Source organism: Streptomyces sp. NBC_01591 (genome assembly GCF_035918155.1).
Lineage (GTDB): Bacteria > Actinomycetota > Actinomycetes > Streptomycetales > Streptomycetaceae > Streptomyces.
Map to the genome: position 1 here is coordinate 2,659,912 of NZ_CP109327.1, position 12,761 is coordinate 2,672,672.

Annotated in this window: 10 protein-coding genes and 1 pseudogene; 8 read left to right on the top strand and 3 right to left on the bottom strand. The window is 72.0% G+C overall.

Translation table 11 applies throughout. From position 1 onward, the window contains the following. Positions 1-72 precede the first annotated feature (72 nt). From OG978_RS12370 to OG978_RS12380, 3 genes are all read left to right on the top strand, one after another. Complete coding sequence (locus OG978_RS12370) at positions 73-501, top strand: MazG-like family protein (protein WP_326765267.1); 429 nt, start codon at positions 73-75, stop codon at positions 499-501. A 65-nt stretch (positions 502-566) separates the two neighbouring features. Continuing rightward, positions 567-1,469, top strand: a complete 903-nt coding sequence (locus OG978_RS12375; protein ID WP_326765268.1) for a glycosyltransferase family 2 protein — start codon at positions 567-569, stop codon at positions 1,467-1,469. Between the two features lie 60 nt (positions 1,470-1,529). Then, positions 1,530-1,910: a VOC family protein gene (locus tag OG978_RS12380; RefSeq protein WP_326765269.1), complete on the top strand. Its 381-nt coding sequence runs from the start codon at positions 1,530-1,532 to the stop codon at positions 1,908-1,910. Here OG978_RS12380 and OG978_RS12385 read toward each other — a convergent pair. Next, the gene (locus OG978_RS12385; RefSeq protein WP_326765270.1) at positions 1,888-2,811 is read right to left on the bottom strand and encodes a metallophosphoesterase family protein; all 924 of its coding nucleotides are present in this window, start codon (positions 2,809-2,811) and stop codon (positions 1,888-1,890) included. The two genes, OG978_RS12380 and OG978_RS12385, sit on opposite strands and share 23 nt — an antisense overlap. A gap of 194 nt (positions 2,812-3,005) precedes the next feature. Here OG978_RS12385 and OG978_RS12390 point away from each other — a divergent pair, with 194 nt between their 5' ends. The 4 genes and pseudogenes from OG978_RS12390 (at position 3,006) to OG978_RS12405 (ending at position 9,490) form a co-directional block, all read left to right on the top strand. Then, positions 3,006-5,465 (top strand): SpoIIE family protein phosphatase, encoded by a 2,460-nt coding sequence (locus OG978_RS12390; protein ID WP_326765271.1) that lies wholly within the window; start codon positions 3,006-3,008, stop codon positions 5,463-5,465. 126 nt (positions 5,466-5,591) lie between these two features. Beyond that, a pseudogene (locus OG978_RS12395) lies at positions 5,592-5,952 on the top strand (nuclear transport factor 2 family protein). Between the two features lie 162 nt (positions 5,953-6,114). Further along, the gene (locus tag OG978_RS12400; protein WP_326765272.1) at positions 6,115-8,565 is read left to right on the top strand and encodes a polysaccharide lyase 8 family protein; all 2,451 of its coding nucleotides are present in this window, start codon (positions 6,115-6,117) and stop codon (positions 8,563-8,565) included. A gap of 163 nt (positions 8,566-8,728) precedes the next feature. Continuing rightward, entirely contained in the window at positions 8,729-9,490 is a 762-nt protein-coding gene (locus OG978_RS12405) for a MerR family transcriptional regulator (RefSeq protein WP_326765273.1), read from the top strand. A 59-nt stretch (positions 9,491-9,549) separates the two neighbouring features. Here the strand turns inward: OG978_RS12405 and OG978_RS12410 are convergent, their stop codons facing one another. Beyond that, positions 9,550-10,164, bottom strand: coding sequence for a TetR/AcrR family transcriptional regulator (locus tag OG978_RS12410; protein WP_326765274.1), 615 nt, complete (start codon positions 10,162-10,164; stop codon positions 9,550-9,552). Positions 10,165-10,281: 117 nt separating this feature from the next. Between OG978_RS12410 and OG978_RS12415 the strand changes: the two genes are divergently transcribed. Then, positions 10,282-11,127: a class I SAM-dependent methyltransferase gene (locus OG978_RS12415; protein ID WP_326765275.1), complete on the top strand. Its 846-nt coding sequence runs from the start codon at positions 10,282-10,284 to the stop codon at positions 11,125-11,127. A gap of 130 nt (positions 11,128-11,257) precedes the next feature. Here the strand turns inward: OG978_RS12415 and OG978_RS12420 are convergent, their stop codons facing one another. Further along, complete coding sequence (locus OG978_RS12420; protein ID WP_326765276.1) at positions 11,258-12,712, bottom strand: MFS transporter; 1,455 nt, start codon at positions 12,710-12,712, stop codon at positions 11,258-11,260. Positions 12,713-12,761: the final 49 nt, after the last annotated feature.

Below are 12,761 nucleotides of genomic sequence, written 5' to 3' on the forward strand. Positions count from 1 at the left end.
CGGGCCGCGGGCGGGCCGACGCGCCCGGCCGGGGCGGCCGGGAGACAGGCGGTGGCTGGCAGGCTGAGCACCATGGACCAGCAGAGCGCCCACGGCCACGAGGACCAGGACCACGACACCTGGACGACGATCGACGAGTTGCACAACTGGCTCGAAGCGGAGACCGGCATCCCGCCCGAGCAGGATCTGCTGCTGCGGATGCTGAAGCTGTCGGAGGAGGTGGGCGAGGTCGCCCAGGCCGTCATCGGGGCCACCGGCCAGAACCCGCGCAAGGGTGCCACCCATTCCTGGCAGGACGTGGAGGCCGAACTCTGCGACGTCATCGTGACGGCGATGGTCGCCCTCCGCACCCTCACCCCCGACGCCGCTGCCGTCTTCGACAGGCATGTGCGCCGCGTCGCGGCACGTCCGCGGTCCCCGCTCGGCCCGTCGCGGCAGACCCCCGGCGCCACGCCCCGACGAAGAATCCCGGGGCGTGGCGGGGCGGCAACAGGTGGCTGAACAACGGGCGACCATCTCCTGGGGCTACGATCGCGGGCACCGCAGCGAGACCAGGAGTGCCGACCGTGTCCCAACCGCGCATCGCCGTATCCATCGTCACCATGGGCGACCGCCCGCAGCAGGTCGAGGCCCTGCTGGCCTCGGTGGCCGGGCAGGACGTCCGTCCGGCCCGCCTCGTCGTCGTGGGCAACGGATCGCCCCTCCCGGACTTCGGCGCGTTTCCCGGACTGTCCGATCTGTCCGGCGGTGTGACGACGATCGAGCTGGACGAGAACCTGGGCTGTCCCGGGGGCCGCAACGTCGCCCTGAGCAAGCTGGCGGAGTTCGGCGACGTGGATGTCGTCATCGAGCTCGACGACGACGGACTCCTGGTCGACAACGGGGTGTTCCGCAAGGTCCAGGAGCTGTTCGCCGCCGATCCGCGGCTCGGCATCGTCGGCTTCCGGATCGCCGACGAGCACGGCGAGACCCAGCGCCGTCACGTACCGCGCCTGCGCGCCGCCGATCCGATGCGGCGCGGACCGGTCACCGCGTTCCTGGGCGGCGGCCACGCCCTCTCCATGGAGATGCTCGCCCGGACGGGGCCCTGGCCGGCGGAGTTCTTCTTCACGCACGAGGAGACGGACCTGTCCTGGCGGGCGCTCGACGCGGGCTGGAAGATCCTCTACGAGCCCGATCTGCTGCTCCAGCACCCCAAGACCTCCCCCGCCCGTCACTCCGTCTACTACCGGATGACGGCCCGCAACCGGGTCTGGCTGGCCCGCCGGAACCTGCCCCTCCCCCTGGTTCCGGCCTACCTGGGCACCTGGACCCTCCTCACCGTGGCCCGCACCCGGTCGGCGACGGGTCTGCGCGCCTGGGCCGGCGGCTTCGCCGAAGGTGTCCGTACCCCGTGCGGACGAAGGCAGCCGATGCGGTGGCGCACGGTGTGGCAGATGACGAAACTGGGACGGCCGCCGGTCATCTGATCCGCGTCGGGTCCGCCGTCGGCGGGCGGCACGGAGTCAGTCCCGCGACAGGAGTTGCCGATGTCCGTCCGCAGAATCGTCCCCAACATCCGGACCGCCGAAGGCCCCGCCGGCGAAGGCCCCGTCGGCGAAGGGATGGAGCGGAGCGCGGAGTTCTACGGTCGGCTGGGCCTCCAGGAGGTCATGAACCACGGCTGGATCATGACGCTCGCCTCCGCGTCCCACCCCACGGCCCAGCTCAGCATCATGGGGGCCGACGCGACCGCCCCGGTCACACCGGACCTGAGCATCGAGGTGGAGGACGTGGACGCGGCCCACACGGCCATGCGGGAGAGCGGCGCAGAGATCGTGTACCCGTTGTCCGACGAGGAGTGGGGTGTACGCCGCTTCTTCGTCCGCGACCCGAACGGCCGGGTCGTCAACGTACTGGGCCACCGCTGACGGGCCCCTGCCCTCCGTCACCGTCACCGTCGCTGTCGCTGTCGCCGTCGCCGTCGTACGGAAGGATCTGCCGCAACAGGCCCCGGGGGTGGCCCCGTTTGCGCCATTCCCTCGGGTATCCGATGGAGACCTCTTCGAAGCGCACTCCGTCGTACCAGGTCGTGCGAGGTATGTGCAGATGGCCGTAGACCATCGCCGCCACGTTGAAGCGCCGGTGCCAGTCGGCGGTGAGCCGCGTACCGCACCACTGGGCGAACTCTGGGTACCACAGGACGTCCATCGGTTCGCGCACCAGTGGCCAGTGGCCGGCGATGACCAGCGGGATCTTTGGATCATGTGCCGCGAGCCGCCGTTCCGTCTCCGCCACCCGCGCCCGGCACCAGGCGTCGCGGCTCGGGTACGGGTCCGGGTGCAGCAGGAACTCGTCGGTGCACACCACCCCCGTCCGGCGCGCGTACGCCAGGGACTCCTCCTTGGTCGTCGTGCCCGGCGCCCGGAAGCTGTAGTCGTACAGCACGAACACCGGCGCGACGGCCACCGGCCCGTCGGGGCCGGGCCACAACGGGTACGGGTCCTCCGGAGTGACCACCCCGAGGCTCCGGCACAGCCCGACCAGGTGCTCGTACCGCTCCTGGCCCCGCAGTTGGACCGGATCGCGCTCGGGCGTCCACAGCTCGTGGTTCCCCGGGGCCCAGATCACCCGCTTGAACCGGCCCGCGAGCAGCCGTAGCGCCCACTCCACATCCGCCATCCGCTCCGCGACGTCACCGGCGACGATCAGCCAGTCCTCGTCCGAATCGGGCCGCAGGGACTCGGCGATGGGGCGATTGTCCGCCATCCCCACGTGCAGGTCGCTCACCGCCAGCAGAGAGCCACGGCTTCCATCGGTGCGATCGGGCATGCAGAACCTTTCCGCGGAGTGACTGAACGAAATAGTGCCCCACCGCGGACCGACCCGGTCGGTGACGGCCGGAACCGGACCGCCCGAACCGGATCGCCGGAACTGGCGACCGGAACGAGCAGAGAGATGATGGAGGCGTCCGTGGACGCGGCGCGGGAACGTCGGCAGGGCCGTGAGAGGGAGCTGAGAACCAGGTGGACGGCAAGACCCTCCCGGGCGCCCCCGGGCACAACGGGCTCCCGTTCGCGGACAGCGCGGCCGGGGCCCTGCTCGATACGGACGGGCTGATCATCGGCTGGACGCCCGCGGCGGAGGAGCTGTTCGCGCTTCCCGCCGAGAGCGTCTGCGGCCGTCCCGCCCGGGAGCTGCTCGCGGATCCGGCCGGCTGGCCCGGACCGCCTGGCGAGTACCGGATGAGCGCCTGGTACGGCGAGACGGTGGTGCGTACCGGCCGGGGCGAGGAACTGGGCATCGCCTTCCAGGTGCTCCCGCTGACGGGCACCGGCGCCGGGACGTCCGCGGGCCCGGCCCGGTTCTTCGTGCTGTGGGCACCCGCCGGGACGGTCGCCCGGTGGCAGCAGGACCAGGCGTTCACCCGGGAGCTCTTCCTGCAGGACCGGCTGGGTCTCGCCGTGTTCGACGCGGAACTGCGGCTGGTCAGGACCAACACCCATCTGCTGCCGTACACCGGCCTCCTGCCGGATCTGCGCAACCGGCGACTGGGGGACTTCCTCCAGGCGCCGGACGCCGCGGCGATCGAGCGACGGCTGCGCGAGGTGCTGCGGACCGGACAGCCGCTGATCCTGGCGGAGGAGACCGTACGGACCATCGAGGATCCCGGCGACGGGGTGGTGATGGCCGTCTCGGCGTTCCGGCTCCAGGCACCGGACGGGCAGGTCTTCGGCGTCACCGCGCTGTTCACGGACGTCACCGAGCAGCGCCGCTCCGACGAGCGCCTGGCGATTCTGCACCACGCCACCGCGGCCGTCGGCAGATCGCTGTCCGTCACCGGCACCGGCGAGGAGCTGGCCGCCGTGCTGGTGCCCGGACTGGCCGACCTCGCCGTGGTGGAGATCGCGGAGGCGGTGTTCACGGGCGAGGAACCGGCTCCCGGCGAGGACGGGCTGCTGCCGCTCCGCCGGACCGCAGTGGCCGGGGAACGGGCCGCGGAGGTGCCGACCGGCACCGTGGTCCCGGCCGATGCCGACTGCGCCCCGGCCCTCGACGCCTCCCCGGCGTCGATGACCGCACCGCTGCGGGCCCGGGGCATCTTCCTCGGCCGGGTGACCGTCCGGCGCGGCCCCGGCCGGCCCGGCTACGCGCCGGCCGACCTGGACCTGCTGTGCGAGATCGCCGCCCGCGCGGCCCTCGCCCTGGACAACGCCCGCCGCTACACCCGGGAACACCGGGCCGCCGTCGGCCTGCAGCGCAGTCTGCTGCCGCCCTCGCAGGCCGAGACCGTCGCCGTGACCACCTCCGGCTTCTACCTGCCGGCCGATACCGCCACCGGCGTCGGCGGCGACTGGTTCGACGTGATCCCGCTGTCCTCCGCCCGGGTCGCCCTGGTCGCCGGGGACGTGGTCGGCCATGGGCTGGGGGCCACCGCCACCATGGGACGGCTCCGTACCGCCGTCCGCACCCTCGCCGACCTCGATCTGGAACCGGACGAGCTGATGGTGCACCTCGACGACCTGGTCTCCCAGCTCCGCGACGAGCCCAGCGAGCCGGAGGAACCCACGGGGCCCGACGGACCGGACGGACCCGGCGGACCCGGCCGGCCCGACGGCCTCGATCGGCCCAGCCGGTTCACCCGACCGGACGAAGGCGGGGCACACGGTGACCAACGGGCCGACCCGATCGGCGCCACCTGCCTGTACGCGGTCTACGACCCGGTCTCCCGGCGCTGCGCGATGGTCTCCGCCGGGCACCCACCGCCCGCCGTGGCGGGTCCGGACGGGACCGTCGCGTACGTACCCCTGAACCCCGGGCCGCCGCTGGGCGTCAACGGTCTGCCCTTCGAGGTGACGGAGATCGAACTGGCACCCGGCAGCCTTCTCGCGCTCTACACCGACGGACTGATCGAGGGACGCGACACCGACCTCGACGAGGGCATGGCCGAACTGCGCCGCCGACTGGCCCGCCCCGGCGCCGCCGCCGCACCGCTGCGGGAGCTGGGCCAGGAGATCATCTCCGGTCGGCCCGCGCACCAACTCGCCGACGACGTCACCCTGTTGCTCGCCCGCACCCATGCGGTGCCGCCCGGGAACACGGCCGTCTGGCCCGTGGCGGCCGACCCGGCCGCCGTCGCCCGGGTCCGGCAGGACGCGGTGCGGCAGCTGCACGCCTGGGGACTGGAGGAGCTGGCCTTCACCACCGAACTGGTGCTGAGCGAGCTGGTCACCAACGCCATCCGTCACGCCGGCGGCCCGGTCGAGGTGCGGCTGATCCGCGCGGGAGCGCTGACCTGCGAGGTCTCCGACCCCAGCGCCACGCAACCCCGCATGCGCCGGGCCCTGTTGACCGACGAAGGAGGCCGCGGCCTGTATCTGGTCGCCCAGCTCACCACGCGCTGGGGCAGCCGTTACACCCGGTACGGCAAGACGATCTGGGCCGAGCAGCCGATCCCGGACGACCCGCAGGCCCAGAGCAGCTGATCCCTCCGCACCTTCACCGGGCGCGAGCCCGCTCCCTCTCCCGCAGGACCTCGGCCGCACGCTCGCACCAGTCGCGGTTGCCCTCCCGCCGCCGTCGACAACCGCGACCTCGCGGCCCTCGACGACCTGTTCGCCGAGGGCACGCTTCTACAGCCCGGTGAAGTTCACGCCGTTCGAGGGCAAGCCGATGGTGCTGGGCCTCTTCGGGGTCCTCCTGCGCACATTCGAGGACTTCCGCTACATCGGCGACCACACCGGCACCGCACAGACCAGCGGCGACGGCACATCCGCCCCGTCGGCGGTCCTGCTGTTCCGCGCCAGGGCGGGCGGCAAGGAGATCCACGGCATCGACCTGCTGCACTTCGACGACGACGGGCGGATCAAGGAGTTCACGGTCACGGTCCGACCCCAGTCCGCCGTCCGGGCCCTCGGCGACGCCGTACTCACCGGCTTGGTCGCAGACGGGCTCGTACCCGGTCGTCAATAGGGGGTACGGAGAGGGCCGGGCGGCGCCCTCGTCCAGGGCGTCGCCCGCCGGAGGAACGAGCAGCGGCCCGAGCAGCCTCTTGAGCCCCCCAACTCCCCCATGCTAGAAAACGCTTACCACGCTGGCATTCCCGCACTGGCTCACTCTTCCTCCGGAGCTTCGATGACAACTGCCTGGTCCCGTCGTGCCCTGCTGGCCACGGGCGGCGGTGCGGCGCTCGCCCTCGGCCTGCCGACCGCCGCGTCCGCGTCCGCGTCCGTGTCCGACTCCGCCTTCTCCCCGACGGCCTCGCTTTCCACCGCCGCTGCCGACGCCGCCGACGAATTCGCCGCCCTGCGTGCGAAGTGGCGCGATCTGTACCTGGGAACCGGTTTCAGTCCGACCGCCGAGCCCTTCAAGTCCAAGCTCGCCGACCTCGGCGCCCAGGCAACCGCTTACCGCTCCACGATGGCCCCCGCGCGCGGCTCCCTCTGGCCGGACCTCGTCCATCTCGACCCCGAACCGGACACCGACACCGAATCGTTCGGCTTCTCCGCCAACATGAACACCGGCTACAACCGGCTGCGCACCATGGCGGAGGCGTACTCCCAGCCCGGCACCGGGGTCACCGGCGACACCGGCCTCAGGGACGCGGTCATCACCGGCCTCGACCACCTCCACGCCGACGTCTTCAACGAGACGACCACCCGATACGGGAACTGGTGGAACTGGCAGATCGGCGCGCCCCAGGCCCTCATGGACACCTGTGTGCTGCTCCATGACGCCCTGTCGGACGCCCAGCGGGCCGACTACTGCAAGGCCGTCGACAAGTTCCTGCCCGACTCGGCCGTCGGCTCGTACACCGGTACCAGCACCGGCGCCAACCGTGTCGACCTGTGCCGCGGCATGATCCTGCGCGGCATCGTCGGCGCCAATGCCGCCAAGATCGCGCTGGCGGTCGACGCGCTCTCGCCGGTCTTCCCGTACGTCACGACCGGCGACGGCTTCTACCCGGACGGCTCCTTCGTCCAGCACACCTCGATCCCGTACATCGGTGGCTACGGCGCGGTCCTCAACGACGGTCTCGGCCGGCTCTTCGCCCTGCTGCGCGGCTCGACCTGGGAGATCACCGATCCGGGCAGCCGGCAGTTCCTCGACACCATCGACGCGGCCATCGCCCCGTTCATCTACGACGGCCTGATGATGGACAACGTCTCGGGTCGCGGCATCACCCGCGTCGGCTCCAGCGACCACACCCGCGCCCACGGCGTCATGGCCTCCATCGTGCTGCTCGGCATGGGCGCCGGCCCCGAGGAGAACGCCCGCTGGCGCGCCATGGTCAAGGGCTGGCTGCAGCGCGACCACTACGCCCCGGCGCTCAAGGCCGGCTCCCTGAGCCTGGTCAACACCGCCCGGCTGCAGGTCCTGTTGGACGACACGACCGTCACCGCGTCCCCGGAACCGTCCGCGCACCGCGCCTTCCACAACATGGACCGGGTCACCCACCGCCGCCGCGGCTGGGGCGCCGGTCTCTCCATGGCCTCCGAGCGGATCGCCCACTACGAGTTCGGCAACGGGGAGAACAAGCGCGGCTGGCACACCGGCGCGGGCTGGCTGCAGTGGTGGGGCGACGGCGCGGGTCTCGATCAGTACTCGGACGCGTACTGGCCGACCGTCGACCCGTACCGGCTGCCCGGCATCACCGTCTCCCGGAAGAAGCTCGCCGACGGACAGGGCGGCGCCTGGGCCAACCCGAAGCCGGGCACGCGGTGGGTCGGCGGCACCGGCGACGGCGAGTTCGGCACCACCGGCCAGCACCTCCAGGGCCTGGCGAGCACGATGCGCGCCCGCAAGTCATGGTTCTGGCTCGACGACTGCGTGGTCTGCCTCGGCTCCGGCATCACCTCCACGGACGGCGCCGGCGTCGAGACGGTCGTCGACAACCGCTGCCTCGGCACGAGCGGCACGCAGCGGCTGCTGCTCGACGGCGAGGCCCAGCCCGCCACCCAGGGCTGGTCCACCACCCGCACCACCACCTGGGCCCACCTCGACGGGCACGCCGGATACGTCTTCCCCGGCGGCACCGGACTGCACGCGCTGCGCGAGGAGCGCACCGGCGCCTGGAAGGACATCAACGACGGCGGCACCACCACGCCCAACACCCGCCGGTACGTGACCCTTTGGCAGGACCACGGCACCGATCCGGCGGACAGCGCCTACGCGTACATCCTGCTGCCGGGCGCGAGCAGCAAGCGCACCGCCGCCCGCGCCGAGGACACCGGCTGGCTGGAGATCCTCGCCAATGACGCCCGGCGCACCGGTATCCGTGTCCCCTCCCTCGGCTTCACCGGCGTCAACTTCTGGGCGGCGGGCACGGCGGGCAAGGTCACGGCGAGTGCGCCGGTCTGCGTGCAGATCCACGAGAAGCGCGACGGCACCGCCACGATCTGCGTCTCCGACCCGTCCCGCACCGTCACCGGCCTCACCCTCACCTGGCAGCGGCCCGTCAAGTCCGTCCTGTCCAAGGCGGAGACCGTCAGCGACATCCGGACCGGCTCGTCGGCGACCGTGACCTACGGCGACCTGAGCAAGAGCCGGGGCGCCACGCACACCGTGCGCGTACGCGTCCGGTGACGGCATGCCGCTTGCGGTGACCGCGCGCCGGGCCCGCGCGCCCTCCGGGCGTCGCCGGGAGATCCTGGGTGCCGGGGTTGCGGTTGCCGCAGCGGCAGCTTCTACCGTCCTGACCAGGGCCGGAGAGACCGGCCAGGTGAGGTGTTCGTGAGGGGAGGCGGCGATGGTCTGGCCGATCGCGGAGGTCGCCCGGATGTCCGGTGTGACGGCTCGGACGCTGCGGCACTACGACGAGATCGGCCTGCTGCCGCCCGCGGGGATCGGTTCCAACGGCCACCGCTGCTACGGGGAGGGCGAGTTGCTCCGGCTGCAGCAGATCCTCGTACTGCGGGCGCTGGGCCTGGGTCTGCCCGAGATCGGGCGGATCCTGGCCTCGCAGGTCGATGAGGTGGAGGCCCTGCGCGGTCACCACCGCCGGCTTCTCGCCGAGCGCGACCGGATCGACGCGCTGGCCGGCACCGTCTCCCGCACGATCACCGAACTGGAGGAGTCCAGGAAGGACGGTAACCCCATGACCGCCATCAACCGACCGGAGAACCTCTTCGAGGGCGTTCGGCCCGCCCAGTACCAGGAGAGCCTGCGCGACTTCCCGGAGCTGGCCGGGGAGATCGACCGGCACACCTCGTCGATGAGCGAGGCGCAGATCGAGGCCGGACACCGGGAGCGCACGGCGCAGATGATCCGGCTGGCCGAGCTGCTGGCCGCGGGTGTGCCCGCCGAGGCCGATCCGGTGCAGGCCGAGATCGAGGCCCAGCACCGGGCCCTGACCGCCCTCCGGGCGGTCTCCGCCGAGGAGTACCGCGCGATCGGGCGTTCCTGCGTGGAGAACGAGCAGTGGCGCGCGGCGTACGAGGCGATCACGCCGGGCCTGGCCGCGTACCAGCGGGACGCCATCGAGGCGTACGTCACGACCCGGCTGAGCTGAGCCGGACGGGGGTGCCATCGCGGGAAAGTCCGCGGCGGCACCCCGTTCCTCGCGCCGGCTCACTCGGTGACGTCGTCGGGCCCGCGCCTGAGGGTGGTTTCGAGCAGGGCCACCAGTCGCCCGGCACGCTCCTGTGCGTTCCGCCCGTCATGTCCGCCGGTCATGAGCAGGTGGTGGAGGGTCCCGACCAGGGCGAGGGCCGCGGCGGCGGTGTCGGCCCGTTCCGCGATGCGGCCGGCCCGCCGTTCCGCGTCCAGGTAGTCGGCGATCGCGTCCTGGACCGTGTCGAAGCCCGGCGCACCGCCCTCCAGGGCCTCGCGGATCCGCAAGGACGCCGCGGGGCGGGTGAGCGCCAGGCCGGCGACGGTGGGGCCGGCCGAGGACAGCAACGCGAGAGCGATGCCGAGAAGGTTCTCCGCGACGGTGCCCCGCCCCACCCGCCCCCGGAGTTCCTCGGCGTGCCCGGCCACTCGCGCGAAACGGTCCAGGACCAACTCCGCGACGAACTGGTCGAGTCCGGAGAAGTGGGCGTGCAGCAGTCCCTTGGCGCAGCCGGCCTCACCGGTGATCGCTCTGCTCGTCAGGGCTCCCGGCCCCTCCCGCTCCAGCACCCGCTCCGCAGCGGTGAACAGCCGCTCACGGACGTCCGGAGTCGTCACACCGCGTGGTGACATGGGGCCCCTCCCTCTCACGTGTTTACAGTATGGGCGATTGCCCATACCTTGAATGGGCGCCCGCCCATACTAGATGTCCCCATACCTCCGGGCGCCCGCATCCACCGGGAGCACCGCATGCGACGCATTGCCAACAAGGACCAGGAACAGGCATGGAACGGTTACGAGGGAACGTACTGGGCCGACAACCAGGACCGCTGGGACGGCGTGAACGAGGGATTCAACGAACCGCTCCTCACCGCCGCAGCGATCACGGAACGGGACCGCGTCCTCGACATCGGCTGCGGGGCGGGGCGCACCACCCGTCTCGCCGCACGGCAGGCAAGCGGCGGGCAGGTGCTGGGACTTGACCTGTCGGTCCCCATGCTCGACCGTGCGCGGGAGTCCGCGCGGCACGAAGCGCTCGGCAATGTGACGTTCGAGCGGGCGGACGTCCAGGTCCATCCGTTCGGTCCCGGGACCTTCGACGTCGCGATCAGCCGCTTCGGGGTGATGTTCTTCGACGATCCCGTCGCCGCCTTCACCAACATCGGGCGAGCTCTGCGCCCTGGCGGCCGTATCGCCTTCGTCTGCCCCGCGGAGCCCGGCCGGACCGAGTGGCTGCAGGCCATCCAGGGGCTGAGCGACATCCTGCCCTTCGGTGGCCTGGGAGCCCCTGGAGGCCCCGGCATGTTCTCGCTGGCGGCCCCGGGGACCATGCGCGACGTACTGTCCCGCGCCGGTTACGAGGCCATCGGCACCGCACAGGTCGAGGCGTACGGGACATGGGGCCGGGACGCCGCCGATGCCGCCGCATTCCTGTTGGACTCCGGTCCCGGCCGACACCTGATGAGCCAGGTGCGGGAGGACGTCCGGGATCAGGCCCAGCAGAGGCTCGTCGATCTGCTGCGACCCCGCGAGCGGGGAGGAGTGCTCCAACTGCGCAGTGCCGCCCTGCTGGTCACCGCCCGTCGGCCGCGGTGACCGAGGGACGGTGTCCCCGGTGACCGCGGGGCGGTGTCCGCTGCCGGGGCGGCGGACACCCGCCCTCGGCAGCGGGCGCCGCCCGGCCGCAGTCGTCGGAGAACGGTCGCCCTTTCAGGCCGTGGCCCTTTCAGGCCGTGGCCTTTTCCGGCTGGTCACCGCTGCCCGCACCCTCGGCGGCCGGTGCGGTGCGCAGGGTCAGCAGGGCGGCGAGGGCGCCGACCACCGCGAGGGCCGCGGCACCGAGGAAGGCGGCGGAGAAGCCGTTGGTGAGGGCCACCGGGTCCCCGGGTTCGCGGGCGCCGTGTGCGGCGGCGAGTGCCGTCATGGCGGCGAGGCCGAGGGCGGAGCCGACCTGGTAGCTGGTGTTGACGATCCCCGAGGCGAGGCCGCCCTCCTCCGGGCGGGCACTGGACAGCGCGGTGCCGAGCGACGGGATGAACGCCAGCGACATGCCCACCGCCGAGAGCAGGGAGGCGGGCAGGACGTCGACGAGGAAGTTTCCGTCCGGGCGGGCCAGCGAGAGCCAGAACATGCCCGCGCCGAGCGCGAACAGCCCCAGGACGATGAGGGGCTTGGGCCCGAACCGCGAGATCAGGCGCGGCGCCAGGACGATCATCATGATCATGATGGCGACCGTCATGGGCAGCAGCGCGGAGCCGGAGGCGAAGGCGTCGAGCCCCAGGACCTGCTGCAGGTAGAGGTTGAGGAAGAACCACATGGGTATCCACGCGGCGGCCATGAGCAGCTGGGCGATGTTGGCACCGGCCAGGTTGGGTGCCCGCCAGATCCCCAGCCGCATCAGCGGTTCGCGCCGCTTGGACTGGATCGCGACGAACGCGGCGATCAGTGCCGCGCCGGCCAGGAGGACCAGCCAGGTCTCGGCGGAATCCCAACCGGTCTCGGGGGCCCGGACGATGGCGTAGACGGCGGCGGCGAGACCCGCCGTGACGGTGACCGCGCCGGCGAGGTCGATCGAGCCGCGTCGCCCCGTGCCCGAAGGCATGACGGCAGGCGTGACGGCCAGGACGACGAGGGCGACGGGGATGTTGATGTAGAACACCCAGGGCCAGCTGGCGTACTGGGTGATGACCCCACCGAGGAAGACTCCGGCGGTACCTCCGGCCGGGGCGGCCGCGCCGTACAGCGCGAAGGCCTTCCCCAGCTCCTGGGGACGTGAGCCGAACAGGGTCATCAGCAGGGTGAGGGCGGACGGGGCGATCAGCGCGGCACCCACGCCCTGCAGGGCCCGCCCGGTCAGCTCGACCCAGACCTCACCCGCGAGGCCCGCGGTCAGGGAGCCTGCGGCGAGGACGACCCATCCGGCGCTGAACAGGCGCCTGGCACCGAGCAGGTCCGAGAGCCGTCCGCCGAGCAGCAGCAGCCCCCCGAAGGCGACGACGTAGGCGTTGAACACCCACGACAGGTTCTCCTGGGAGAAGCCCAGGTCGGCCTGCATCTTGGGCAGGGCCACGCCGATGATCGACGTATCCATGATGACGATGAACTGAGCCAGGGCGATCAGGGCGAGCGCGGACCATCTCCGCGAATCGGTTGACGCGGTTGGTGAGGCTGACACGGTCATTGCAAGCACTCCTATACGGGAGGGGGGTATCTACGCGTCGCGAATATAC